Origin of the sequence: Salinivibrio kushneri (assembly GCF_027286325.1) — a bacterium.
Classification (GTDB): Bacteria; Pseudomonadota; Gammaproteobacteria; order Enterobacterales; family Vibrionaceae; genus Salinivibrio; species Salinivibrio kushneri_A.
This window is the reverse complement of the sequence record NZ_CP114588.1, coordinates 1,879,808-1,906,003: the sequence shown is the minus strand read 5'-3', so window position 1 is coordinate 1,906,003 and position 26,196 is coordinate 1,879,808. Positions and strand designations below refer to the sequence as shown.

The window sequence follows — 26,196 nt, the reverse complement described above, 5'->3', positions numbered from 1 at the left end:
AGTATCCTTTGTTCCATTTGTGAGGCGTCATACTCTAGCTAACAGAACAATGAGATGGGAAACATTTTTGTCGCTTATGTGAGTCAAACGCGAGCTGGGTTAATTGTCATTGTTGTTTATTGTTGTTGTGTTTTATTAAGGTTAATCACATGTTTTTCATTGATGAATTTTATGTGTGTAAGGGCGGTGTTTTTCGACGTATGTACGTTAAAGCACGTTAGGGCTCAGTGACGGAATGTTTAAAAAATGGTGGATAATTGAGCAGAAAAAGGGGCTAACCTGACGACTGTGAAAAGACGTGTTAGTATCAAAAACGTTTTTTCACTGACTGTCGAACAAAGAATGTGCTTTAAACGGCGGTCACACAACATGGAGTGTGAAAATTATGATGCGAGTAGGTTTAGTTGGCTGGCGTGGCATGGTGGGATCTGTGCTGATGCAGCGTATGGTAGAAGAAAAAGACTTCGACCATATCGAACCTGTATTTTTTAGTACCTCTCAGGTTGGTATCGACGCACCGAACTACGGTAAGGATGCAGGTACCCTCAAAGATGCTTATGACATTGAGATGCTAAAAACCCTCGATGCTATTATCACCTGCCAAGGCGGAGACTACACCAACGATGTTTACGCGAAGCTGCGTGAATCAGGTTGGAAAGGCTATTGGATTGATGCGGCGTCATCACTACGAATGGCAGATGATAGTATCATCACTTTGGATCCGATTAACTTCAAACAAATCCAAGCGGGTATTCATAAAGGCACGCGCACCTTTGTTGGTGGTAACTGCACTGTTAGTCTGATGCTAATGGGCCTGGGCGGCTTGTACCAGAACGGGTTGGTCGAGTGGATGACCGCCCAGACTTATCAAGCCGCGTCAGGCTCAGGCGCTAAGCATATGCGCGAGTTGATCAGCCAAATGGGCGTGATCAACGATGCCGTTAATACTGATTTGGCCAGCCCTGCCACTTCTATCTTGGACATTGACCGCAAAGTCGCGCAAACCATGCGCTCGAGCGACTTCCCAAGTGACAACTTTGGCGTGCCGCTTGCCGGCTCACTGATCCCTTGGATTGACGTGAAGCGTGACAATGGTCAAAGCAAAGAAGAGTGGAAAGCCTCGGTTGAAACCAACAAGATCTTAGGGCTAGACAACAATCCGATCCCTATCGACGGCACATGCGTCCGTGTGGGGGCGATGCGTTGTCATAGCCAGGCACTGACCATTAAGCTGAAAAAAGCGGTGCCAATGGATGAAATTGAAGACATGATTGCGTCACATAACGACTGGGTCAGTGTGGTTCCCAATGAGCGCGATGTCACCATGACGGATCTGAGTCCGGCCAAAGTAACAGGCACCATGTCTGTGCCGGTGGGTCGCTTACGTAAACTGGCAATGGGTGACGACTTCCTGAATGCCTTTACCGTGGGTGACCAGCTGTTGTGGGGCGCGGCAGAGCCTCTGCGTCGTACGTTGCGTATTATCTTGTCGGAAAAAGCGCAAGACTAATCACCGAGCGATAACCGTAGCAAGCCGTCAACAGAGTTGGCGGCTTTTTTGTGTCCGATTTTCTTTGTCGCTTAGTTCCAGTCTATTAAGCGCGCATAAAAAAGGAGGCGATAAACGCCTCCTAGCTTCGAGCTTGTTGTCGTCAGTTGACTTAGCCTGCGAAGTTTTTCGCGACGAAGTCCCAGTTAACCAGCTTCCAGAAGGCAGCCAGATAGTCTGGACGTACGTTACGATAATCGATGTAGTAAGCGTGCTCCCAAACGTCCACAGTCAGTAGTGGCGTTTCACCGTCGTGAGTCAGTGGGGTTTCGGCATTTGATGTGTTGACGATCGCCACTGAGCCATCTGCTTTTTTCACCAGCCAGGTCCAGCCAGAGCCAAAGTTGGTAACTGCTGCGTTGGTGAATTGAGTTTTAAACTCGTCGAAAGAGCCAAACGCTTTAGTGATTGCGTCCGCAACGTCACCGGTTGGCTCACCGCCACCGTTAGGGCTTAGGCAGTGCCAGTAGAAGGTGTGGTTCCACACTTGCGCGGCATTGTTGAATACACCGCCTGAAGAGGTTTTGATGATCTCTTCCAGTGACTTACCTTCAAAATCAGTCCCTTCAATCAGACCATTAAGCTTCACTACATAGGTGTTGTGGTGCTTGTCGTAGTGATAGTCCAAGGTTTCTTTTGAGATATGTGGTTCTAGTGCATCTTTTGCGAAAGGGAGTTCTGGTAGTTGGAATGACATTGCTTATATCTCCGTTTTTATCGTGAGAGTGCTTCCTGTAGTCCATCACCGGTGCTCATGTGTGTTGTTGGCCATGAATGCTCACGCGAACAACTCAGCACCTAAGCATCGGGTGTGGCTACTATTTTCGTTTTGCTGAGTGTAGTTTAGCAAGTTTTTACTTTATTAAAAGGATCGCAGTAAAATTTTTATGCCTAATCCCACAAAAGATTTAGGCATTTTTTTCCGGCTTGTTAACCAGTAGAATCAAGGCAAGATTCACAGACAGTGTTCGAGGAAGCAATGGAAACAACGGACAAAATCAAGCAGCAAATCGAAGAAAATGCGATTCTGCTTTACATGAAAGGGTCGCCAAAACTGCCAAGCTGTGGTTTTTCGTCACAAGCCTCTCAAGCGCTTATGTCGTGTGGCGAAAAATTTGCTTATGTGGATGTGTTACAAAACCCAGATATCCGCGCAGAGCTGCCTGTATACGCGCAGTGGCCAACCTTCCCACAACTTTGGATTGAAGGTGAATTGGTCGGTGGTTGTGACATCATTCTGGAAATGTTCCAAAAAGGTGAGCTACAGCCATTGGTCAAAGAAGCGGCCGAGCGCCGTGATGCGAGCGAAAACGAATAACGCTGTTACTGATGTGACAGACATTGAAAAGCCACGTCATGGACGTGGCTTTTTCGTCTTCATCAATGCGTTAAAACACACTTTATGGCTTTAGAACATCCGCTTAGAGCACCATGGCGGCAAGCCAACCAAAGACAATCAAGGGCAAGTTGTAATGAATAAAGGTGGGGACGACTGTATCCCAAATATGCTCGTGCTGACCGTCGGCATTCAGCCCCGATGTGGGGCCCAAGGTGGAGTCAGATGCTGGCGAGCCTGCATCACCTAGCGCTGCTGCGGTGCCAACCAACGCAATCGTTGCCATCGGTGAAAAACCGAATGCCAGTGAGAGTGGCACATAAATCGTAGCGATAATGGGAATGGTCGAGAATGACGAGCCAATCCCCATGGTGACCAGAAGTCCTACCACCAGCATTAAAAAGGCCGCCAGTGGCTTATTCTCACCAATTGAGCCAGATAGGGACGCGACCAAGGATTCCACGCCACCCGTGGCTTTCATGACGGCGGCAAAGCCCGCGGCGGTGATCATGATAAAGCCAATCATCGCCATCATGTGCACGCCTTTGGTAAACACATCCTGGGTGTCTTTCCAGCGGATCACGCCACCAAAGGTAAACACCATAAAACCAGCCAACGAGCCCACAATCATTGAGCCGGCCATTAGCTGTACGCTTAATGCGGCAACAATGGCAATCGCGGCGACCCACAAGTTGCGCGATTGAATGCCTTGGTTTTCCGGCTCAGCGCTTAAGACGTCTTTTTCACTGTATTGGCGTGGCTGACGGTAGCTGATAAAGGTGGCGATCAACAGGCCAACGACCATACCCGCAGCAGGCAACAGCATCGCGGTAGGAACCTGGCTCGCGACCACATCTAAGCCATTGTCATTGAGATTTTTGAGCAAAATGTTGTTCAAAAAGATGCCGCCAAAACCGACCGGTAACACCATATAGGGCATGATCAAGCCAAAAGTAAGCACACAAGCGACCAATCGACGGTCGAGCTTTAAGCGTTGGAACACATGCAATAGTGGAGGGATCACAATAGGGATAAAGGCAATGTGGACCGGAATCGCATTTTGCGACGAAATCGCTAACAGGCCTAAAAGGACTAAAACAACATATTTAAAGGTGGCGGTGTTGGCATCGGTTGGACGCGCGTTTAACTTGCGGATCACCGAGTGCGCAAGCACATCCGTGATCCCAGAACGGCTGATAGCGACGGCAAAGGTGCCGAGCATCGCATAGCTCAGGGCAATGGTGGCACCGCCACCCAGTCCGCCCTCAAAAGCACTAATGGTGTCGGAAATACTAAGACCACCGACCAAGCCGCCAAGGACGGCGCTGAACGTGAGCGCGACAACGACATTTACACGCATAAGCGCCAATGCCAGCATGACGCAGACTGAAATGACTACCGGGTTCATTAAACATTCCTGTTATGGGTGTTGTGGCTGCAGCTTCACTGCAGGGATATCTCTGGTTTTGTAATTAAGCTACCCAGTTTGCGCAAAAATTTGTCCGTGTCGAGGGGAAATCGGCTTTTTTGGTTACTTTCTTTCATGCTTGTCAGCCTTGCTAAAAGTCGCGACCAGTAAAGTAGACAAATAGGAGGTAAGCGTTCGCCGGTGTGTGGCAATACAAGGCGATCCTGATCAGTAGCGACCAAGTGCCGCTAAGCAGACCCTCCGCGCCAAGGACGGCGCGGCGGCGCCCCCAGGGATGGGTTCACGGCATGTCTGTGTGCGGGGCTTGGTCGCGTTGTGCCATGATAGCGCCGAGCCATCGCTTACCCCCGCAGTTGTCACTAGCATCAGCGACTCGATCAAAAAAACCGGCCTCAGTCGGCCGGTTCATTGGGTTATGGCTAAGTAGCAGGGCTTAGAACAAGTAGTTCAGCTGCAGACCATAGATGTACGCATCGCCACCGGCTGAGAAATCAGTATCAGACGAGGTCGTACTAGTTAGTGCTTCCGTACCATCAACTTGATCGCCGTCTAAGTAAGCGAAACCGAGGTCAACCGACAGATTATCATTCGCTGTATAGGTTGTTCCTAAGCTCCACCAGTGACGGTCTGAATCAGGAATGCTTAACGTGCGTTTTTCCGCAGGTACAGGGCTTTCATCGTATGCATAGCCCGCACGGAACGCCCAGTGCTCATCCATGGTATAAGTAGCACCCAGCGCATAACGCCAGCTGTTGTCCCAGTCTTCTTCTTTTTGGAAACATACATTGTTATTGGCAGAGCACCCTGAACCCGTTGCTTTCAGCTCTTTTAGGCTATCCCAACCAGTGTACATGGCACTATAATGAACAGCGATTTGTTGGTTTAACTGATGAAAGCCAGAGAACTCGATGATTTCAGGTAAATTAAGTTCCAACTCACCATCTACTTTAGTACCTGGGCCTCCTCCAGTTGGGCCACCTGCAAGCGCTGCCAAACCATCCGTAAACTTGCCATCAAGGGTGACATCGGTTTGAGACCGATAGGTCAAACCAAATCGATTATCTTCATTGACTTCCCAAAGGACGCCAAGATTCCAGCCGAATCCCCAACCATCCCCAGCAAGCTTAGCTGCTTGATCTGTTGGGCTTCCGCCAACGGTACCTGCTAATGCACCTTTTTGGCGTTTTAGTTCAGCATCGGCATAAATAGCACTGATACCGGCACCGATGCTCCACTGATCATTGAGCTTATAAGCAATATTAGGGTTAAAATTCATGGTCACCAGTTCGGTTGACCCCGCGATTGACCCCGCGTAGAAGTCCTTAGGGTAGTCGGTTGATAGACCAAAATTCGAGAAGGCAGAGAAGCCCACCGCTAATTTGTCATCAATCGGCTGGATAATATGAATGTTAGGCACATATTCAGTAGGGGCGATATCTTTTGCGTCCGTTTCCATCGTAGAGCTTGTTGCATCCACATCTGCATGCACATCTGGGTCAATGATGCTTAAGCCGCCCGAGAACGCGGTGGTGTTAAAACGAGTTAGGGCAGCGGCGTTGCGTGCACCCACTGCGGCATTATCTGCGATAGCGGCTTCACCGGCAAAAGCACGCCCCAAACCGGATACCGAGGTTTCTGATACTTGGAAGCCGGCACTGTGTGCTTGCACGGCTAACAAAGATAAACTGGTTGCCACTAGCGATTTCTTAAATAGTGATGACATAACGCGCCTCACTCCTTTGTTAATTAGCTTCTTGTTCTTTGGGGCCGCCGCTTCAGTGCCCATCTTACGTGGGCGAGAGAAGTGGTCGGATGTTCTACAGGTTCAATAGTGGCACCAATTTCACGTTTGTTAAAGGTTGGTTTCAAAACTGGTAACACGGTATTTCACCTGGTTAGGCTGACATTGTTTCTATCGGTTGTTTTAAGTAAAAACTCTATTTGAGTAATAACTATGTTCAGCCCCTATTTAACGTGATTTTTACATTTATATTTTGTCGCTCACTCCTCATGTGCCTGTTTAATAGTGGTTAGTCTGATGGCCAAATAAAGGCCAAAATAAGATCACGAAAATGTGACCGCAAACAAATTGTTAACAAGTATAAGCTGAACTTTTTGTGGTTTGTGAACACGTATGGCGTCAATCATGCAGAGCCGGTAGCAACGCAAAGGTTGCGTTGTTGCCGAACTGACTGTGCGTATGTGGTCTCTCTATTAGCGCGATTAGGTAGAGGGGGACTCTGTGCTCTCCGAGGAGGAAGGAAGCGGCCAACCGCCCAAACGTTTCCAACGGTTGACGATTTCACAGAATAGCTCAGCGGTGCGCTCGGTATCATACAGCGCACTATGTGCCTCTTTATTATCAAACGGGATTTGCGCTGTTTGGCAGGCTTTCGCCAATACCGTTTGTCCGAGTGCCAGTCCGCTTAGAGCGGCGGTATCAAAGGTGGCGAAAGGGTGGAACGGATTACGCTTTAATTGCGCACGCTCGGCGGCGGCCATCACAAAGCTATGGTCGAAGTTGGCGTTGTGAGCAACCATAATGGTGCGTTGGCATTCTGCTGCTTTTTGCTCTTTACGGATCAGCTTAAAGATTTCCCGCAAGGCTTCGCCCTCATCAACCGCGCCGCGTAGTGGGCTATAAGGGTCACGGATGCCGGTGAACTCTAGGGCGGCTGGCTCTAGGTTGGCACCTTCAAACGGGGTGACATGAAAGTGCAGTTTTTTGTCTGGCATTAGCCAGCCCTGCTCATCCATTTTTAGGGTCACGGCACATATTTCTAGTAGTGCATCGGTTTGGGCATTGAAGCCGGCTGTCTCAACGTCGACAACGACAGGGAAATAACCACGGAATCGGGCTTTGAGACTGTTTGGATCACTTGCTTGGCTCATGCTGATGTCACTTTACTAACAATAAGAAAAGCGTGATTATCGCAAATAGTGGCGTTAAGCTAAAGTCGGCGTGTAACGCGTCGATAACTTTATAATCATTTGTTTGTGTCTTAATCATGTTTCGGTCACTGTCCCAGCGGTGGCGTACGCAATCTTGCAAGCAGTTAACTGTGCGTGAAACAGAATCACGCGACGTACGGAGTCTGTAATGGCGTTTTGTCCTGTTGATTTAATAAAATGGCGCTTTACCCCAGTGGTGGTGTTGTCATGTGTTGGTCTGCTTTTGCCCAGCCAAGCGTCTGCCAACAAGCAATACGTGGCATCGTTGGGAGAGTCGAACTGGACAGTGACAATTGATACACCCATTGAGTGCCGACTAGAGCATGACGTGCCAGGGTATGGGCAGGCCTCGTTTACCTCGCGCGCGAGCAAAGATATGAACCTCGATTTCTCACTCGACATGCAGCGGCCAATGGGTGAGACCGCGCAGGTATCATTGCTTTCCATGCCCGCAGACTGGATGCCTGGTGAACCGGCACGCTATATGGATCAGCTCAAGTTTTTCAAGCAATTCGATGGGTATGTGGGCGGCCAAACTGCGTGGGCGATGCTGAGTGAGCTAGAAGCAGGTCGGTTCCCTACGTTTAGCTTTAAAGATTGGCAGCGTCAGCAGCGACAAGTGGATGTGGCGTTGTCGGCGGTGGCATTTGGCTCGCCATATAATGAATTCAGCCGGTGTCTGAATAAGTTATTGCCTTATGCGTTTGAGGACATTTCTTTTACGGTGTTGCGCTACCAAGAAAATAGCGATGAGCTGACCAAAGCCAGCCGCCAGCGACTTACACAGATAGCGGAATTTGTTCGTTATAGTGATGATATCGACCTTGTGTTAGTGGCGACATATTCAGATGCACGTGGCACACGGGAAGCCAATCAGCAAATGTCAGAGCGGCGGGCGAAAAAATTGCGCGACTACTTCACCTCGCTGGGGTTGCCTGAAGATAGAATTACCGTTGAGGCCTATGGCGAACGTCGCCCGATTGCCGACAACGATGACCCGATTGGACGCAGCAAAAATCGCCGTGTAGTGATTTCGTTGGGAAGAACCTTGTTGTAGGCGATAGCCGCAGACGTTATCGCAGAAAGCACATGCGGTGATAAAACCAAGACAGCACGAAAAAGCCCGGCATACGAACGATGCCGGGCTTTTCTTTGTGACCTGTCTTGCTGTATTAGCCGTTCAGACCCGCAGAGGCACTTTTGTTTTGGATAAGCTCCAATTTGTAGCCATCAGGGTCAGTCACGAAGGCGATTTCAGTGCTACCGCCTTTGACGGGGCCTGGCTCGCGGGTGATATTGCCGCCCGCTTGACGAATTTGATCGCAGGTCGCGTAAACATCATCCACACCGATCGCGATATGGCCAAAGGCGTTACCATGATCGTACTCGCTTTCGCCCCAGTTGTAGGTCAGCTCAATCACTGCACCTTCTGATTCATCGGTATAGCCGACAAACGCGAGGCTATATTTATACTGCTCGTTTTCATTGGTGCGTAACAAACGCATTCCCATTACTTCGGTGTAAAACTTGATAGCACGGTCTAGATCACCGACGCGGATCATGGTGTGTAGAATTCTGCCGTTTGACATGACGTTGCTCCTTTTTTGCTTGCCAGTGCTCGCCTTCGATGGCGTTAGCTATCTGGATAAACTTTTTCTTTGTACTCACATAAATCTTCAATGATGCAACTGCCACAGCGAGGTTTTCGTGCTAGGCAGGTGTAGCGTCCATGCAGAATTAGCCAGTGGTGCACATCGACCTTAAATTCCTTAGGCACCACCTTGATCAGTTTCTCTTCCACGTCATTGACGTTTTTACCCATCGCAAATTTGGTGCGATTAGACACGCGAAAAATATGGGTATCGACAGCGATGGTTGGCCAGCCAAACGCCGTGTTAAGCACGACATTAGCGGTTTTTCTTCCCACCCCAGGCAGAGCTTCCAACGCTTCTCTACTCTCTGGCACTTCACCATTGTGTTGCTCAATCAAGGCGCGGCAGGTTTTAATCACGTTCTCGGCTTTGGAATTAAACAGGCCGATGTTTTTGATATAAGACTTCACCCCATCAACACCTAGAGCCAATAATCCCTCTGGTGTGTTGGCCACCGGATAGAGTTTATCGGTGGCTTTATTGACACTGACATCAGTCGCTTGCGCAGACAGTAACACCGCGATTAGCAACTCGAAAGGGGTTGACCAGTTGAGTTCCGTTTGCGGATTTGGGTTGTTATCGCGCAGGCGCTCCAGAATGTGTCGTCGTTTTTCTTTATTCATTTAACTTATCCTGTGGATCATTGACTACCCGTCACACGCGCGCGCTCAATCACTGGCTTGTCGTCTTTTTCTGTTTTACTGGCAAGGTGCGTATCAATGATGTTCTTCAATGCGATCAGAAAGCCGACCGCGAGGAACGCGCCGGGTGGCAATATCGCTAGTAGAAACTTGGTGTCGAATTGAAAAATTTCAATCCGCAATGCCGCAGCCCAATCTCCGAGCAAGAGATCGGCGCCGTCAAACAAGGTGCCATTGCCGATGATTTCGCGAATAGCGCCGAGCACCACCAAGGCGACGGTCATGCCGGTGCCCATCCAAAAACCATCACTCACCGACAAGCCAACAGGGTTTTTGGAGGCAAAGGCTTCGGCACGGCCGATGATAATACAGTTGGTCACAATCAATGGGATAAAAATCCCCAGTGATTGATAAAGGCCGTAAGCATACGCATTCATGACTAGTTGAACACAGGTAACCAATGAAGCAATCACCATCACGAAAATAGGAATGCGCACCTCTTTGGGCACCCAGTCCCTAATCAGTGACACAATTAAATTAGAGCCGACCAGTACCGCCAAGGTCGCGATCCCTAGGCCAAGTGCATTGGTGACGGTAGCGGATACCGCCAACAGTGGGCACAAACCCAGTAGCTGCACAAACGCTGGGTTATTACTCCACAAGCCATTTTTCATTAGCTCTTTGTGGGCGCTATTCATGACGCTCCTCCGCAATTAACCGGTTGGTTGATCAGAGCTTCTTGGTGTTGACTCACAAACCAAGCCGCCTTTTTGACGGCGCCGACAACCGCGCGCGGGGTAATGGTGGCGCCAGTGAATTGATCAAATTGCCCGCCGTCTTTTTTGACCGCCCAACGTGTATCCTCCTCGCTGGTGACCGTTTTGCCGCTAAAGCTTCGGATCCAATCTGACACCCGCAAGCTTACTTTATCTCCCAGCCCTGGGGTTTCGTTATGCACGAGCACCCGCACACCCAGCACCTGATGGCTGGTGGCATCCATGCCAATCAATACCTTGATGGCACCATTGTAGCCATTAGGCGCGATGGCTTGAATGGCAACGGCGCTGACCTCACCGCTTAAGGTGGCAACATAAAAAGGCTGGGCGTCATCGGTGCCCAGTGCTTCCTTATTTTCGATAAGGCGGCAGCTTTGATGAAGCGCATTATCGTGCTTGCTTTCAGGGATCACCTGGTTGAGCGCTTTTGATAATTGGATTTGCTGCTGCTCTTTAATGGTATCTTCAGTTAGCGCGTGAGTGACCGCAACCAGTGCTGTCGACAAGAGGGCAGCAACAGCGAGAATGCCCCCATGTTTTTTTATGGTATCAATCATGACTGTGATTTCTTCTCCGCATGGCGGTTGGCGTGCCCATACGTTCTTGGCTTGGTGTAATAATCAATCAAAGGGACGCACAAGTTGGCAATGATCACCGCGAATGCAACGCCATCTGGGTAGCCGCCCCAAGTACGAATTAAATACACCAACACCCCAATCAGGCCCCCGAACCATAAGCGGCCACGGTCGGTGGTGGAGGCTGACACCGGGTCGGTGGCGATAAAAAACGCCCCGAGCATGGTCGCGCCAGACAACAAGTGAATCAGGGGCGAGGCGAGTTGATCAGGCGCGATCAAGTGGCCGAGCAGTGAACATGAGAGCAAGGCAGCGAGTACCGCGACCGGAATATGCCAATTGATAATGCCTCGTTGGATAAGCACCAAGCCACCGAGTAGGTAAAGGGTGTTCACCCACGCCCAACCTTTACCACCGAGTGCTGAGAAAATGGGCTGCTGCAAGGCTTCACTGACGGTTTGGCCGCCCGCGAGCGCGGTTTTAATGGTATCCAGAGGCGTTGCCATGGTGGCGCCATCCACAGTCATACGTAACTGGTTGACGCTAAAACCATCTAAGGTATAGCCGCCAAAAATCGCCGCGAGGGTATCGGTAATGGTCAAACTATGGGTGGCGAGGCTCTCCGGCGGCAACCAAGTGGTCATTTGCACCGGAAAAGCGATGAGGAGTACGACATAGCCAACCATGGCAGGGTTGAAGAGGTTCTGTCCCAACCCGCCATAGATATGCTTGGCAACAATAATAGAAAACGCGGTACCAATGACGATCACCCACCAAGGTGCCATCGGTGGGATCGCGACGGCTAATAAAAACGCGGTGAGGAGGGCGCTGTTGTCGCGAAGGTAAGCCATTACGGGGCGACGGCGCAATCGCATGACCAACGCTTCGGTTGACCATGCCGTGATAACCGCCAAGGCTAGTTGAACAAACACGCCCCAGCCAAAGAAATACCACTGTGCCGCCAAACCGGGCAGAGCACAAAGGAGCACTGTCAGCATGATATGGCTGGTAGAGCGTTTATTGTGGGCGTGTGGTGAACTTGCAATGAAAAACGCCACGTGGGTTATTCCTTATCTTCTTGTGTTTGTTTTGCCGCTTTACGCGCTTTGGCGCGTGCAACTGCTGCCGCGACGGCGGCTTTTTTGTCGTTAGCCTCGTCAGTTGCCGACGCGGTGTCCGCAGCGTTGTCGGGTGGCTTATTGGCAGCCGTCTCAGGTTGTGTCTTGGTGTCACCTTGCTGTGCTGCTTTACGTGCTTTGGCACGGGTAACCGCGGCTGCGACAGCGGCTTTTTTATCGTTAGTCTCGTCAGCTGCAGACGCGGTGTCCGCAGCATCGGATGACGTATCGGCAGCCGTATCGGGTTGTGCCTTGGCATCACCTTGCTGGGCGGCTTTACGCGCTTTGGCACGGGCGACCGCGGCAGCGACAGCGGCTTTTTTATTGCCAGCGTCATCCGTTTGTGCCTTAGCATCTTCTGAGGTGGATGATTGTTCGGCAGCTGGTGTCGGCTCTGAGTTGGTATCACTTTGCTGTGCGGCTTTACGTGCTTTGGCACGGGCAACCGCGGCTGCGACAGCGGCTTTTTTATCGCCAGCGTCATCCGTTTGTGCCTTAGCATCGTCTGAGGCGGATGATTGTTCGGCAGCCGGTGTCGACTCTGAGTTGGCATCACCTTGCTGGGCGGCCTTGCGTGCTTTGGCACGGGCAATCGCGGCAGCGACCGCATCTTTCTTGCCGTCTTGACTGTCGGTGTTGTCGGATGTTGCCTGTGAATCAGCGGTTGCTGAGGCTTTTTGCGCGTCTTTCGCCGCCTTACGTTCACGCGCTTGACGTTTACGCTCTTCGCGTAATTTCATCATTTCACTGTTATCTGGCTCATCACTGCCTGCTTGCGCCGCTTCGGCCTGTTTCGCTTTCGCTCGGGCGATCGCAGCCGCGACGGCAGGTTTGACATCGCTCGATGCCGCTTGTGCGGCTTTTTTCGCTTTCACCCGCTCCACTGCCGCGTTCAGTGCATCATCGGAGCCCGTGTTTTGTTGCGCGGCTTTTTTGCGACGCTCCGCGGCTTTGCGATGTTTTTCCTCTCGTTCCTGCTTTTCACGCTCCATGCGCGCTTTTTTGGCTTCAAAGCGCTGACGTGCGCGCTCGGCGGCTTCTTTTTCCGCTTCAATTTCACGAATTTCCGCTTTGGCCTGGCGATAGTATTGAACCAATGGGATCTCACTCGGACACACATAGGCACAGGCGCCGCATTCAATACAATCGAAGAGATCATAGTCTTGGCACTTGTCGTAATCCTGATCTTTGGCATACCACTGCAATTGCTGAGGTAAAAGGTGAGCGGGACAGACATCGGCACAGGCACTGCAACGAATGCATGCCATTTCTTGCTTGGCTGGGGAAATTTCTTTACGTGTGGGCACCAGCACACAGTTGGTCGTTTTGGTGACAGGCACTTGTGTGTGGGGAACGGTAAAGCCCATCATCGGGCCTCCGATGATCACCCGTGGCAGCTTTTTCTCTGCTTTATAGCCATGATGCGCCAACAATTCGCCAATTGGCGTACCGAGAAGTGCCCACCGGTTTTGCTGGGTTTTAAGCGTTTTCCCAGTCAAAGTGACCACACGCTTGATCAGCGGCTCGCCATCTAACACAGCACGTTTGATCGCATACGTGGTACCAATGTTTTGCATAAGCACGCCAATACTGGCGGGAAAGGCTTTGGCTGGGACTTCTTTACCGGTGATGATTTGAATCAGTTGTTTTTCACCGCCAGATGGGTACTTGGTAGGCACCACTTGGATGAGGATGTCCTCATCAACGGACTCCACCGCGGCTTTAAGCGCCGCGATAGCCTCTGGCTTATTATCTTCAATGCCAATCACGGATAGCTTAGGCTTCACGATGTGATTGAGGATTTGTATGCCTGCGACGATTTCGTCTGCGCAGTCTTGCATCAGACGGTCGTCGGCGGTGATATAAGGCTCACATTCCGCGGCGTTGATGATCAGTACTTCCGTACGCGCCAAGCCGCTTTGCAATTTTCTTGCGGTTGGAAAGCCTGCACCTCCCATCCCGGCGATACCCATGGAGCGAATGTGATCGATCAACTGCTCGGGTGGTTGAGTTCGGTATGCGGGTAAAGCTGTTTTTGGTCCCCACGTATCTTTACCGTCGGGCTGAATCACTACGCAACGGTCGGATAAGCCCGAAGGGTGTGCAATAGTTCTATCTTCAATTGCAACTACTACCCCAGAAGTGGGCGCGTGTACAGGCACACATTGTTGAATATCTGTTTCGGTAAGCGCCTGACCAGCGAGTACGTGATCACCTTGGCTAACGCGCAATTTCCCCTTGCTTCCGATATGTTGTTTTAACGGTATCACAAGTTCAGTAGGGACGATGTTTGGTAAAACTTCCCCCTGATTAGATTGGGTTTTGTGCTCAGGCGGATGAATCCCCCCATGAAAATCCCATATTTGACCATGTTTGATTTGTTCTATCAGGCTTTCCATCAGGCTCGTGCTCCCTGACGCTCGGTTACATCTACAACGGGAATTTGTTCAAGTTGCCATTTCCAAGTCTCAGGCGTGTCTTGAACGGGGATCATTTCAATACAGTCGGTCGGGCAGGGGGCGACACATAAATCACACCCGGTACAATCTTGTTCGATCACGGTATGCATGGCTTTGGTGCTACCCACAATCGCATCGACCGGACAGGCTTGGATGCATTTGGTACAGCCAATACAATCTTCCTCGTGGATGAAGGCGACTGTCTTAATGCTTTTTTCCTCATCATGAGCAAGTTCGGTGGCTTCTACGCCCATGAGATCTGCCAGATTTTCAATGGTTTGCTGGCCACCTGGCGGACATTTGTTAATCTCATCGCCATTGGCAATGGCTTCGGCATAGGGGCGACAGCCAGGGTAACCGCACTGGCCACATTGCGTTTGCGGCAGAATGGCATCAATTTGATCGACAATAGGATCCGCCTCCACTTTGAAGCGAATCGAGGCAAAACCTAGGATTGCACCGAATATGGCGGCAAGCGCGGCAAGCACGACCACCGCTATCACTATTCCACTCATGATAAAGTCACCAGTCCTGTAAAGCCCATAAAGGCGAGCGACATTAATCCAGCGGTAATCATTGCCACTGACGCGCCTTTGAAAGGCGCGGGTACGTCAGCGGCTGCAATGCGCTCGCGCATTGCAGCGAATAAAACCAGCACCAGCGAGAAACCACAGGCCGCCCCAAAACCGTAAATAATCGATTCGATAAAGCTGTGCTGTTGTTTCACATTGAGCAAGGCCACCCCAAGTACCGCACAGTTTGAGGTAATCAAAGGTAAGAATACGCCCAGTAGTCGGTGCAGTGTTGGACTGGTTTTATGCACCACCATTTCCGTGAACTGCACCACCACGGCAATCACCAAGATAAAGCTCAGTGTGCGGAGGTATCCGAGATCAAGTGGGATAAGAATATAGGTTTCAACCAGATACGAGCTCACTGATGCCAAGGTCAACACGAAGGTTGTGGCAAGCCCCATCCCAATTGCTGTTTCCAGTTTTTTTGATACGCCCATGAATGGACACAGGCCCAAAAACTCCACCAGTACGAAGTTATTGACCAATACCGTGCCCACCAGTAGCAACAAATACTCAGCCATGCTGTTTAATCATTTAATGTTTTTGTGATCTGCCTATTATCGACCTTTGAGGCGGCTATAACAACCGCCATCAAGCAGGGTTTTTGCTTGGTTCGCTGTAAGCTGTTAGTGACGCTTTACTCACGTACCTCATTCTAAGGGTAGTGGCAGCGTAGCGTGTGCGATCACGGTAAGAGTGTGTAATGAGGTAATGAAAAGCGTGGGACAGGTCAAGGAGAAGAGAGACATAAATTTGGCTCCCCCAACTGGACTCAACGGGGGCGCCCAGCCCAGTGACATATTCCGCATTGCAGAACGATTAGTCTGAAGAACTAAATTTGCCATCGGACATAAATTTGGCTCCCCCAACTGGACTCGAACCAGTGACATACGGATTAACAGTCCGCCGTTCTACCAACTGAACTATGGGGGAATTGTATTGCTATTGTGCTCTGTGGTGTCTCAAGATAGTGGCTCCCCCTGCGGGATTAGACGGGGACGCCTAGTCCTGCGACATATTCTGCGTAGCAGAACGGGTGCTCACTTTTGCGATGTCTATCTTATCTCAAGATAGTGGCTCCCCCTGCGGGATTCGAACCTGCGACATACGGATTAACAGTCCGCCGTTCTACCAACTGAACTAAGGGGGAATTGCCTTGAGAACGGGGCGAATGTTAGCGAGCACCTCGAAAGGTGTCAACTCATGAGAAGCAATAAAATCTGTCTTTTCAATCGACTGCTGAAAAGCTAGCCAGCGACGATGATAAAAACATCATAGTGGCGATTGATTGAGCATAGAGGCTAGTTTTGTCTTGACTTTTTACACAGCCGATTCTGAAAGGGCTCTCAGCGGTTACCCACAGATTCTGTGGATAACCATGTGTGTGGATCTTGATCAACTAACTATATGACTGATTTTATACAAGCTTGATGCAGCCATGGTAGGTAGGGAGATAGCTGTAAGGTGTTGATTTTTAGTGGGTGTGCTTTTTTTAACGCAATAAGTTTGAAAAAAAATCGATCGTGGATTATGCACAGGTCGCTATTTGTTCAACCCTTGAGTATCGGGGATAAAACAGTCATAAGGGAAAATGTTCAGTAGAAATGTGCGCGAAAACGCATGATTCAGAGGCTTTATCTTTATAGCACTATAGTTACTTAGCGCTTTGTCTTCGCTTAGAGAGGCTGGATGCATTGACTGCATGCCAAAAGAGGAACGATAGGTTACCTAGACACCCTCATGAGATCAAGCACTCAAGACGAAAAAGATCGCAATTGGTGGTTTGTCAGTAGTTAACCGCAATCGTTGACTCCGTAGGGCGAGTCAGGACAATAGATGTTTCGCTTTAGCGCCCCATGCTGGACATCGTGGTCAGCCCCAAACAGGATAGTTTCATGAGTAAAACATTTACGCTGCATTCTGCTTTTAAGCCATCAGGCGATCAGCCTGAGGCCATCCATCGTCTGTGTGAAGGGTTAGAGGCCGGCCTTGCCCATCAAACGTTGCTGGGGGTAACAGGGTCGGGGAAAACGTTCACAATGGCTAATGTCATTGCTGAGCTCGATCGCCCGACGATGATATTGGCACCTAATAAAACCTTGGCTGCTCAGCTCTATGGGGAAATGCGCGAGTTTTTTCCTGACAACGCGGTAGAGTATTTCGTTTCTTACTACGATTATTATCAACCAGAGGCGTATGTTCCGTCGACGGATACCTTCATAGAAAAAGATGCATCGATAAATGATCATGTCGAGCAGATGCGCTTGTCGGCGACCAAGGCGTTGATGGAACGCCGTGATGTGGTGATTGTGGCCTCTGTCTCTGCCATATATGGCTTGGGCGACCCCGATTCATATTTAAAAATGATGCTTCACATCCGTCGTGGTGACTTGCTCGACCAGCGTACCATTTTGCAACGTCTCGCTGAATTACAGTACACCCGCAATGATATGGCCTTTGAGCGCGGAACGTTTCGCGTTCGCGGTGAAGTCATCGATATCTTTCCGGCCGAATCGGACAAAGATGCCATACGGGTGGAGCTGTTTGACGACGAGGTGGAAACCATTAGCGTGTTTGATCCCTTAACGGGGCAGGTGAGTGTCAAAGACATGCCCCGTTGCACCATCTATCCTAAAACGCACTATGTCACCCCACGAGAGCGTATTCTCGAAGCGGTCGAGCAGATAAAAATGGAGCTATCGGCACGTAAAAAAACACTGCTGGAGCATAACAAACTGCTGGAAGAGCAGCGCATCACACAGCGAACGCAGTTTGATATTGAGATGATGAATGAGTTGGGCTATTGCTCGGGTATCGAAAACTACTCGCGTTATTTGAGTGGTCGAGCAGAAGGCGAACCACCACCAACCTTGTTTGACTATTTACCCGCTGATGGGTTGTTGATCATCGATGAGTCACACGTCACTGTGTCGCAAATTGGTGCCATGTACAAAGGCGATCGCTCGCGTAAAGAGACCTTGGTGGACTACGGGTTTCGGTTGCCTTCAGCGTTGGATAACCGGCCGCTAAAATTTGATGAGTTTGAAGCACTCGCGCCACAAACCGTGTATGTTTCTGCCACACCGGGTAATTATGAGGCTGAGAAATCAGGGTCGGATATCATTGATCAAGTGGTGCGTCCGACGGGTCTTATCGACCCGGAGATAGAAGTGCGTCCCGTTGCGACCCAAGTTGATGATTTACTCTCCGAAGTGCGCGCGCGTCGAGAGCGAGACGAACGCGTGCTGGTGACGACCTTGACCAAGCGCATGGCCGAAGACTTAACCGAATACATGCAAGAGCATGATGTGCGAGTGCGTTACCTTCACTCCGATATTGATACGGTGGAACGCATGGAAATTATTCGGGATCTCCGTCTTGGTGAGTTTGATGTCTTAGTCGGGATTAACTTACTTCGTGAAGGGTTAGATATGCCGGAGGTGTCTTTGGTTGCGATTTTGGATGCGGATAAAGAGGGCTTTTTGCGCTCTGAACGTTCATTGATTCAAACCATTGGCCGTGCAGCGCGTAACCTTCACGGTAAAGCGATTTTGTATGGCGATTCGATCACCAAGTCGATGAAACGCGCCATTGATGAAACGGAGCGACGCCGGGCGAAGCAAATTGCACATAATGAGGCGCATGGCATCACGCCACAGAAATTGAACAAGAAAGTGATGGACGTGATGGAGATAGGCACGGGTAAACGGGGTAAAACCGCAAAACCAGCAGCCAAGTCGTTGCGTGCCGTTGCTGAGCCTGATGCGGACTATGCGTTGAAGTCACCACAACAAATTGATGCTGAAATCAAAAAACTAGAAAGTCAGATGTTTGAGGCGGCCCAGAACCTTGAGTTTGAAACCGCGGCACAATTGCGCGATCAGTTACAAGCACTGCGTGAGCAATTTATTGTTAACAGTTAATGGGGTGAAAAATCACCGCTTTAAGGTAAAAAAAAAGCCAACCTAAATGACAGGTTGGCTACAGTGTTTCAGTGAGTGAAAACTCACAAACAACGTCAGTTGGCTAGGTGACCCCTGAGGGTCACTGGAATAGATGCATTTGGCGTGCCAAAAATAAAAGATAGTGATTACATCGACAAAACGTGTGGTTTTAACGGACCAGCCCAGCTACAATGGTTGCAAAATTGCATAATGCAACGCATTTCGCATACGCTCGTGCAACTGAGTGAGTTAACGCTACACGCCGCGATGCGATTCTTGGAGGATACATGCCAGCTCTATCACCCAGTAAACGAATATTGATGGTGGAAGACACTGCGTCGGTTGCGGCGTTATATAAATCCTACCTTAACCCCTTAGATGTGGATGTCACCATTGTAGGGACAGGGCAGGATGCGATGGCTTTTTTCGAGCAAGAAGGCGATCAGTTAGCACTGATGATCTTAGATTTACGCCTGCCGGATATGTCGGGCATCGATGTGCTTGCCAAAGTGCGAGCGGTCGCGCCCAACTTACCTGTGATTATCATGACTGCTCATGGCTCCATTGATGCCGCTGTTGATGCCATGCGCCATGGTGCTAATGACTTTTTAATCAAGCCTTGTGAAGCTGACCAGTTACGTGTCACGGTCAATAAGTCGCTCAAGCCCAAACCGAGTCATCCGGGGAAGGCGACCAAACAGGAAAGTGAATATCACGGGTTTATTGGTCGTAGTCTGCCGATGCAGGCGGTATACCGTGTGATCGAATCGGCTGCGCCCAGTAAAGCCACGGTATTTATTACAGGTGAAAGCGGAACCGGTAAAGAGGTGTGCGCAGAAGCTATTCATGCTGCTAGTACACGAAGTAACAAGCCGATTATTGCACTTAATTGCGCAGCGATTCCTAAAGACCTGATTGAAAGCGAGTTATTTGGCCATGTGAAAGGGGCCTTTACTGGCGCTGCGTCTGAGCGTGAAGGTGCAGCTGAGATGGCCAATGGCGGCACCCTGTTTTTGGATGAAATTTGCGAAATGGATATGGATTTGCAATCCAAACTGCTACGTTTCATTCAAACGGGGAGTTTTCAAAAGGTCGGCTCCTCGCAAGTTAAGTCGGTGGATGTCCGATTTGTCTGTGCTACCAATCGCGACCCTTGGCTCCAAGTACAACAAGGGAAATTTCGGGAAGATCTCTACTACCGATTGCATGTCATACCACTCGAGTTGCCCCCTTTAAGAGAGCGTGGAGACGATGTGATCGCCATTGCCAATGCCTTGCTCGCGCTATTTTCCGCGGAAGAAGGCAAAGATTTTTGTCGTTTTAGTGATGAAGTGACTACTCAGCTACTTCGCTACGACTGGCCCGGTAATGTTCGGCAGCTGCAAAATGTGATCCGTAACATTGTGGTGTTGCATAACGGTGAAGAAGTCAGCAAAGAGATGCTACCATCGCCAGTCGCTCGCGGTTCTGGTGCTGAAATTGCATCTACAGGAGATAACACGCGATCGGAAGCGGTGAACAGCGGGTCAGCCACTCTCGAGCCGGTCAAGCCATCATCACCAGTGGTGATGAAAGCCGATATAGAACCATTATGGAAAACGGAAAAACGTGCTATTGAAGTCGCGATCGACGTGTGTAATGGCAATATCCCGCAAGCAGCGGGGTTGCTTGAAGTTAGCCCTTCAACCTTGTATCGAAAACTACAAGCTTGGCAAAAATCTGCGGCGCATGAATGATAGGAATGGATGTATGGCCACCACAGTAAATACTGAAACATTACGTCGACTGAAATCAGAAGTAGGCGAGGATACGGTGACGGTTTTGCTCACTGTATTTAGCGACGAGCTATCCCAATACCATTCTCAATTGTCTGGTTCTCCGTCGATAGAGCAAGTTCGTGAGATCAGCCATGCGATAAAAAGCAGTGCAGCCAGTTTTGGTGCGGATGATCTGGCCGAGATGGCGCGTGAGTGTGAATCACGGGTGAAACAAGGCCAACAAGATTGGATGACACATCACCTTGATGAGCTGACCGAGATGTTACGAGGGACGGCTTCTACCTACCGAGAAATGGCCGTCGAGCAAAATTTCATCAACAGCTTGACGTAGTTTATCCCTGTCATGACGCCAATGATGATTTGAGGAGGCCAAACTGGCCTCTTTTTGTTGGTAACGTGTAGCGAGCTGCGATGCATGTTGCTCACCAATGACCATATCGATGGTTTGGCCACCCATCGCGCGCTCACACCAAGCAAGCATAGTGGCTAATGACATGTCACCCGCCGGCCCGATTTCCTTGCCAAGGTTTCTAATAAACGCCAGTTTGGCCTGCGTATGTTTTAACGCACGGCCGAGTTCGGGAACCAGTAGTGGCGGCATCACGCTGGTTAAAAAACTGCCAGGGCCGAGCAAAATCAAGTCAGCCTGCTCGATAGCCTCAATGGCCTCGCGGGTCGCGGGGACGGTTGGGGACAAAAAGAGACGTGTCGGGGGAGCGCTTAGCTCATCAATATGTGTTTCTCCCGACACTGTCTCACCCTCTGGCGTTAACGCGGCAAGCTCAGCAGGATGCTCAGACATCGGTAGCAAATTGGGACGGATATCTAACAGATCGCGAATAAGTTGGATAGCTTCAAGCGGACGGACTGAGAGGTTATCCAGTGCGGTAAGGATCAGGTTGCCCAAATTATGCCCGTTCAACTCACCTTTCCCTTTAAAGCGATATTCAAACAGCATGGAGCCGACCGAGGGCTCGGTGATTAATTGGTTGAGGCAGTTACGAATGTCGCCCCAAGCTATTCCACCTTGGCAGGCACGGATACGGCCAGTTGACCCACCGTTGTCGGTTGTGGTGACAATGCCTGTTACCTGCTCGCCATAGGCTCCCAATGCCGATAAGACGCGCCCCAGACCATGTCCGCCACCAATCGCTACGATACGTTGTGAATGCTGATCTGAAACGTTTTGGGTCATCGCTTAGTTTCCTGAGAAAAAATCAATGCCGCCTAGTTTACCTGATGCGTGAGCGACAAGGTATTTGTTGGAGCCGTAAAGTGTGAGCAAATCAGGGAAGTGGGATAAAAAGGTGAAGAAAAAAAGAGGTAACGCGTCGCGTTACCTCGCCCAATCAAGCAGATGAATAAACAGGGCAAATAGCAAGGCAGCAATAAAAACGGTTTAGTGTGGATCTTGCATCATACTCAACAGGTAATCCCGTGTGGCGACACAGGAGCTGTTTGCCATTAACTGTTGCTTTTCCCCAGTGGGGAGTGGCAACAGTTCTAACCAGCGCTGGCATAACCACGTCAAGTTAGAGAATTCGGTTTCTCTGTGCATTTGTTGTAATTCAGGGTAGCGCTCAAACATTGACTGTAAGCGTTCGACCAGAGGCTCACTTTGTTTGTCGACGTGACAATCAGGCCAGCGGGGTAATGCGTTTACCGTGGCAAACAAGATGTGGTTGTGCTGCTGGTTAAATGCTTGGATAGCAAAGCGTGCTGTTCCCCGTGCCGTTATCACCAAGCAGCCATCTTCTTGACTTCGGGTATAGTCCTCAATCTCAATAAAGGTGCCAATATCCACGTGAGAGCGCTGGGCTTGTGTTTCCGCCATACACACTCCGATAGGGAGTCCATGCTTTAACGCGAATACCAGTGTGTCTAACGAGTCGCCCGCTGGGATGCGAAGAGGCATCCGGCCGCCAGGCAAGATGTGGCGATCATTAAACAAAATTGGTGTGGATTGTCCCATGTGACACCCCCTGACAAGCAATGACGTTGGTCTAGTAATCTAGATATTGCAAAAGGGGTGCCTACTTTTTGAAACGCCAGTATACCAGCGGTTCGGCATCGTGATGTCGCGATTGCGTAGCGCTTGAGAGCGAGAACTCGCAATTTGCAACGCAAATCCGCTCGCGATAACGCATTGTGCAAACGCTCACTCACTCGCTTTGCGGTCGCCCGTGAGTAGGATTACGCCCTGACTCGTCGTCAGCGTCGCGGTATAAAGACAAAAAAAATAGCCTCCATTTGGAGGCTATTAAAGAGGTGTTTTTAACATCAACACCGCGTTAGCGGTTAACCTGTGGTTTTTTTCCTTTATTTGGGTTGTAACCATGGCGAACGCGTGCGCATAAAGGGCGCGAGGTTGAGCTTTGTGGTCTCATAGTCTTGCTTTTTACTCTCTTGTCGGAAGAAAAATCATGTTAATGATCGGGAACATCTCATCAACAACATAATGATGGGGGATATAGCGTCGAATAACAACATCGTTTGCTTAAAAAAGCGTCAATATTGGTATTTCGTCTAAACAGCCGCTTATTATCAGCAAATGTTATTAAACTAAGGCAAGATCGGGCCGATATCCGCTATGGCTCTGGGTTGAGAAGCCGAGATGTAGTGGGGGCGAAGATGTCCGGCGAGCCTTGTCGGCAATTTTTTGCTTTATTGGTGCTGAGGGTGTAGGTTGAAAATTGCACAAGCGGTTTGTACTGACGCAACAGCCACCCACCTTAGGCGATCGTTGTGTGAGAGACTGTGCCAATGACTGAAGGATTCAGGAGGACACAATGAAACACAAGCGCTATAGCAACAAGAAAATCAAAGAAATGCTCAATGAGGTCATGCCAGAGATGGAAAAGCACGCGAGGACAACCGTGCCCTGCACGATCAGGCGAATGATCGCTCACCTGATAGTGGCCCCGTTTTTAGTCCCGACGATGCTAAAAAATAGTGGTTTATAGGACAAAGCCAGCTCGCGAAGCTGGCTTTGTTGCGACATTATCACCGCTCAAGCCTACTGAAGCCGCCATTTCTGCCTTCTCCCTCCGTTCTACATTATCCGCGCTTGACCCTCGCTCCTATTCGGGATGAGCGCTGCCTCTGGCAGGCATCATTACCGCTTATTCAAGTCAGATTTTGTGACCGTGATAGCTGTCTGACATCACGTGCATGTGTTTCTGTTGAGTTTTTTCGACAAATAACGTTTAGTATCGGCTTTACAATTAAGTAACATTTGGCGCATATTAGCAGTCAAAGTCACTGAGATTGCAAAGGTACAAAGAGGCTTGTGTTTTTTTTAGACGACAAGCTAGTTAAGCATTAGTGCCGATGTCCCCAGATTCAGTATAAATAGCAATTTGTTCCGTTTTTTGTTTCTAGTGGTGAATAAAGCGCTAATGTGACCTCATCTTACCAGCTTGAAATTCCATTCTTGGGTTCTCAGGTAGTGAAAGATGAGTTTTTAATCTCATTCTGTGGCAAAATACTTCAGATTTATGGCAAAACACAGCGTTGCTTGATAATGTTTTGCCTCTAGTCGCGCAGCGAGGCGTAGCACAGCTTTTTAGATTGTGCAAAACGGATTATCCCGTCACGTAGCGTCGATTGTCATGGATGCAATAGCGATTGTTATGGAGTTACACGATGAAGCTAAACACGATCACCCGAACCCTCTTTATGGGCGCTGGCCTTTCTCTGGCTCTAGCAGGATGCAGCGAACCAGAGCAAAAACAGACCTCTCAATCTAACCCTGAAACCAAACAACAAGCCGAGTCCGCGACAGGCGAGCCGCAACTGGCGGCAGAGCAAGAGCTCGTGCGTGGTAACGGTGCCGAAGTGGCGTCGTTGGATCCGCATAAAACTCAAGGCGTGCCTGAGTCGCATGTTATTCGTGACCTACTAGAAGGCTTGGTCAACCAGGATGCAGACGGTAATGTCATTCCAGGCGTCGCTTTACGCTGGGAAAACGAAGACAACAAGGTGTTTACGTTTTACCTTCGAGAAGACGCCAAATGGTCGAACGGTGATCCTGTTACCGCGCAAGATTTTGAGTACAGCTTCAAGCGCGTGGCTGATCCAATGACGGCTTCACCTTACTCTTGGTACCTTGGCTACACCCACATGGAGAATGCCAAAGCCATTATTAAGGGTGACAAAGATAAAGACACATTGGGCGTTGAAGCGCTAGACGATCACACCCTTCAGGTGACGTTAGATACCGCGGTACCTTACCTCGTGAAGATGATGGGCCACACCACCATGAAGCCGGTACATAAAGAAACGGTGGAAAAACATGGTGACCAATGGACTAAACCTGAGAACTTCGTGGGTAATGGTGCGTATGTCGTGGATAACTGGGTGATTAATGAGCGCATTGAGTTAACCCGTAACGACCAGTATTGGGATAATGAAAACACCACACTCGATAAAGTGACCTATTTGCCGATTGAAAACCAAGTGGCGGAAATGAATCGCTACTTGGCCGGCGAAATTGACATGACGTATGAGATCCCGAACGAGCATTTCCGTCGCTTGAAAAACGAGCATCCAGAAGATTTATCTATCGTGGGTAACCTGTGTAGCTACTACTACATCTTTAATACCAAGCGTGAACCTTTTGATGATGTCCGTGTGCGTAAAGCCTTGTCTTACGCGATTGACCGTAACGTGATTACCGATGCGCTACTGGGCCAAGGGCAAAAGCCCGCGTACTTCTTGACGCCTGAAATTACCGCTGGGTTTGATCCTGAGCTGCCAGCGTACGCCAAGATGACACAAGAAGAGCGTGATGCAGAGGCCAAGCGTCTGCTCAAAGAAGCTGGGTTCGGTGAAGACAATCCGCTCGACTTCTCACTGCTTTATAACACCAGCGAAAACCACAAAAAGCTGGCCGTCGCAATCGGTCAAATGTGGAAAGACAAGCTGGGTGTTGATGTTGCACTTAATAACCAAGAGTGGAAAACCTACCTGAGCACCAAAGATGAAGGTAATTTTGATGTCGCGCGCGCCGGTTGGTGTGGTGACTACAATGAAGCGTCTACCTTCCTCAGCTTGATGCGCAGCTCTAACTCATCAGGTGGTGTGCATTATGATAGCCAAGCTTATGATGCGATCATGGAAAACGCCATGACCACCACAGACGATGACAAGCGCACACAACTGTACTTGGATGCGGAAGCCCAGATGGCAAAAGACATGCCGATCGCGCCGATTTACCAGTATGTAAAAGCGCGTCTGCTTAGTCCACAAGTCGGTGGCTTCCCTGCCAATAACGCCGAAGAGAAGATCTACTCAAAAGATCTTTATATCAAGGCCGAGTAACGCCTGATTCACAGCTGATAAGGGAGCCGCTCCATGCGGCTCCCTTGGCTGGTTGTCGCTATGTAGGTATCGCCTAGGTAGCGGACGCTG

General features: G+C 49.8%; 22 protein-coding genes and 2 tRNA genes. 8 read left to right on the top strand and 16 right to left on the bottom strand.

The genetic code is table 11. From position 1 onward, the window contains the following. The first annotated feature begins 388 nt into the window (after positions 1 to 388). Positions 389 to 1,510: an aspartate-semialdehyde dehydrogenase gene (gene asd, locus N8M53_RS08995; RefSeq protein ID WP_101494465.1), complete on the top strand. Its 1,122-nt coding sequence runs from the start codon at positions 389 to 391 to the stop codon at positions 1,508 to 1,510. Between the two features lie 151 nt (positions 1,511 to 1,661). On the opposite strand, the gene sodB is transcribed toward asd, so the two are convergent. Next, positions 1,662 to 2,246: a superoxide dismutase [Fe] gene (gene sodB, locus N8M53_RS08990; RefSeq protein WP_074212241.1), complete on the bottom strand. Its 585-nt coding sequence runs from the start codon at positions 2,244 to 2,246 to the stop codon at positions 1,662 to 1,664. Positions 2,247 to 2,528: 282 nt separating this feature from the next. Between sodB and grxD the strand changes: the two genes are divergently transcribed. Next, positions 2,529 to 2,867, top strand: coding sequence for a Grx4 family monothiol glutaredoxin (grxD, locus tag N8M53_RS08985; protein ID WP_077599178.1), 339 nt, complete (start codon positions 2,529 to 2,531; stop codon positions 2,865 to 2,867). Positions 2,868 to 2,970: 103 nt separating this feature from the next. On the opposite strand, the gene N8M53_RS08980 is transcribed toward grxD, so the two are convergent. From N8M53_RS08980 to rnt, 3 genes are all read right to left on the bottom strand, one after another. Continuing rightward, positions 2,971 to 4,293, bottom strand: a complete 1,323-nt coding sequence (locus N8M53_RS08980; RefSeq protein ID WP_077667727.1) for a Na+/H+ antiporter family protein — start codon at positions 4,291 to 4,293, stop codon at positions 2,971 to 2,973. A 454-nt stretch (positions 4,294 to 4,747) separates the two neighbouring features. Then, positions 4,748 to 6,037 carry an outer membrane protein transport protein gene (locus N8M53_RS08975; protein ID WP_269578524.1) on the bottom strand — a complete coding sequence of 430 codons (1,290 nt, stop codon included), beginning with the start codon at positions 6,035 to 6,037 and terminating at the stop codon, positions 4,748 to 4,750. Positions 6,038 to 6,537: 500 nt separating this feature from the next. Next, positions 6,538 to 7,206, bottom strand: coding sequence for a ribonuclease T (gene rnt, locus N8M53_RS08970; protein WP_269578523.1), 669 nt, complete (start codon positions 7,204 to 7,206; stop codon positions 6,538 to 6,540). Between the two features lie 208 nt (positions 7,207 to 7,414). Here rnt and motY point away from each other — a divergent pair, with 208 nt between their 5' ends. Beyond that, positions 7,415 to 8,323, top strand: coding sequence for a flagellar protein MotY (gene motY / locus N8M53_RS08965; protein WP_269578522.1), 909 nt, complete (start codon positions 7,415 to 7,417; stop codon positions 8,321 to 8,323). A 115-nt stretch (positions 8,324 to 8,438) separates the two neighbouring features. On the opposite strand, the gene gloA is transcribed toward motY, so the two are convergent. The 10 genes from gloA to N8M53_RS08915 form a co-directional block, all read right to left on the bottom strand. Continuing rightward, positions 8,439 to 8,855, bottom strand: coding sequence for a lactoylglutathione lyase (gene gloA, locus N8M53_RS08960; protein ID WP_077667729.1), 417 nt, complete (start codon positions 8,853 to 8,855; stop codon positions 8,439 to 8,441). Positions 8,856 to 8,899: 44 nt separating this feature from the next. Further along, positions 8,900 to 9,541 carry an endonuclease III gene (gene nth, locus N8M53_RS08955; RefSeq protein ID WP_077667730.1) on the bottom strand — a complete coding sequence of 214 codons (642 nt, stop codon included), beginning with the start codon at positions 9,539 to 9,541 and terminating at the stop codon, positions 8,900 to 8,902. A 17-nt stretch (positions 9,542 to 9,558) separates the two neighbouring features. After that, positions 9,559 to 10,257 (bottom strand): electron transport complex subunit E, encoded by a 699-nt coding sequence (locus N8M53_RS08950; protein ID WP_077667731.1) that lies wholly within the window; start codon positions 10,255 to 10,257, stop codon positions 9,559 to 9,561. Next, positions 10,254 to 10,892 carry an electron transport complex subunit RsxG gene (gene rsxG / locus N8M53_RS08945; protein WP_269578521.1) on the bottom strand — a complete coding sequence of 213 codons (639 nt, stop codon included), beginning with the start codon at positions 10,890 to 10,892 and terminating at the stop codon, positions 10,254 to 10,256. Before rsxG ends, N8M53_RS08950 begins: the two co-directional genes overlap by 4 nt. Then, positions 10,889 to 11,968, bottom strand: coding sequence for an electron transport complex subunit RsxD (gene rsxD / locus N8M53_RS08940; RefSeq protein ID WP_269578520.1), 1,080 nt, complete (start codon positions 11,966 to 11,968; stop codon positions 10,889 to 10,891). Before rsxD ends, rsxG begins: the two co-directional genes overlap by 4 nt. Positions 11,969 to 11,973: 5 nt before the next feature. Beyond that, on the bottom strand, positions 11,974 to 14,427 hold the full coding sequence (gene rsxC / locus N8M53_RS08935) for an electron transport complex subunit RsxC (RefSeq protein WP_269578519.1): 2,454 nt from the start codon (positions 14,425 to 14,427) through the stop codon (positions 11,974 to 11,976). Next, positions 14,427 to 15,002 carry an electron transport complex subunit RsxB gene (gene rsxB / locus N8M53_RS08930; protein WP_077667735.1) on the bottom strand — a complete coding sequence of 192 codons (576 nt, stop codon included), beginning with the start codon at positions 15,000 to 15,002 and terminating at the stop codon, positions 14,427 to 14,429. The genes rsxC and rsxB overlap by 1 nt, the downstream gene beginning before the upstream one ends. Further along, complete coding sequence (gene rsxA, locus N8M53_RS08925) at positions 14,999 to 15,583, bottom strand: electron transport complex subunit RsxA (RefSeq protein WP_046075315.1); 585 nt, start codon at positions 15,581 to 15,583, stop codon at positions 14,999 to 15,001. Before rsxA ends, rsxB begins: the two co-directional genes overlap by 4 nt. Positions 15,584 to 15,919: 336 nt before the next feature. Next, positions 15,920 to 15,995, bottom strand: a tRNA-Asn gene (locus tag N8M53_RS08920). Positions 15,996 to 16,136: 141 nt separating this feature from the next. Then, positions 16,137 to 16,212, bottom strand: a tRNA-Asn gene (locus tag N8M53_RS08915). Positions 16,213 to 16,957: 745 nt separating this feature from the next. On the opposite strand from N8M53_RS08915, the gene uvrB reads away from it, so the two are divergent. The 3 genes from uvrB (at position 16,958) to N8M53_RS08900 (ending at position 21,115) form a co-directional block, all read left to right on the top strand. Beyond that, entirely contained in the window at positions 16,958 to 18,985 is a 2,028-nt protein-coding gene (uvrB, locus tag N8M53_RS08910) for an excinuclease ABC subunit UvrB (RefSeq protein ID WP_269578518.1), read from the top strand. A 308-nt stretch (positions 18,986 to 19,293) separates the two neighbouring features. Further along, entirely contained in the window at positions 19,294 to 20,742 is a 1,449-nt protein-coding gene (luxO, locus tag N8M53_RS08905) for a quorum-sensing sigma-54 dependent transcriptional regulator LuxO (protein ID WP_269578517.1), read from the top strand. Between the two features lie 13 nt (positions 20,743 to 20,755). Continuing rightward, positions 20,756 to 21,115: an Hpt domain-containing protein gene (locus N8M53_RS08900; RefSeq protein ID WP_269578516.1), complete on the top strand. Its 360-nt coding sequence runs from the start codon at positions 20,756 to 20,758 to the stop codon at positions 21,113 to 21,115. Here the strand turns inward: N8M53_RS08900 and yvcK are convergent. Beyond that, positions 21,047 to 21,979 (bottom strand): uridine diphosphate-N-acetylglucosamine-binding protein YvcK, encoded by a 933-nt coding sequence (yvcK, locus tag N8M53_RS08895; protein ID WP_269578515.1) that lies wholly within the window; start codon positions 21,977 to 21,979, stop codon positions 21,047 to 21,049. The genes N8M53_RS08900 and yvcK overlap by 69 nt on opposite strands. A gap of 204 nt (positions 21,980 to 22,183) precedes the next feature. Then, entirely contained in the window at positions 22,184 to 22,756 is a 573-nt protein-coding gene (locus tag N8M53_RS08890) for an LON peptidase substrate-binding domain-containing protein (protein WP_269578514.1), read from the bottom strand. An 817-nt stretch (positions 22,757 to 23,573) separates the two neighbouring features. Here N8M53_RS08890 and N8M53_RS08885 point away from each other — a divergent pair. Continuing rightward, on the top strand, positions 23,574 to 23,747 hold the full coding sequence (locus tag N8M53_RS08885; RefSeq protein ID WP_269578513.1) for a hypothetical protein: 174 nt from the start codon (positions 23,574 to 23,576) through the stop codon (positions 23,745 to 23,747). 682 nt (positions 23,748 to 24,429) lie between these two features. Next, complete coding sequence (locus N8M53_RS08880; protein ID WP_046075321.1) at positions 24,430 to 26,106, top strand: ABC transporter substrate-binding protein; 1,677 nt, start codon at positions 24,430 to 24,432, stop codon at positions 26,104 to 26,106. Positions 26,107 to 26,196 lie beyond the last annotated feature (90 nt).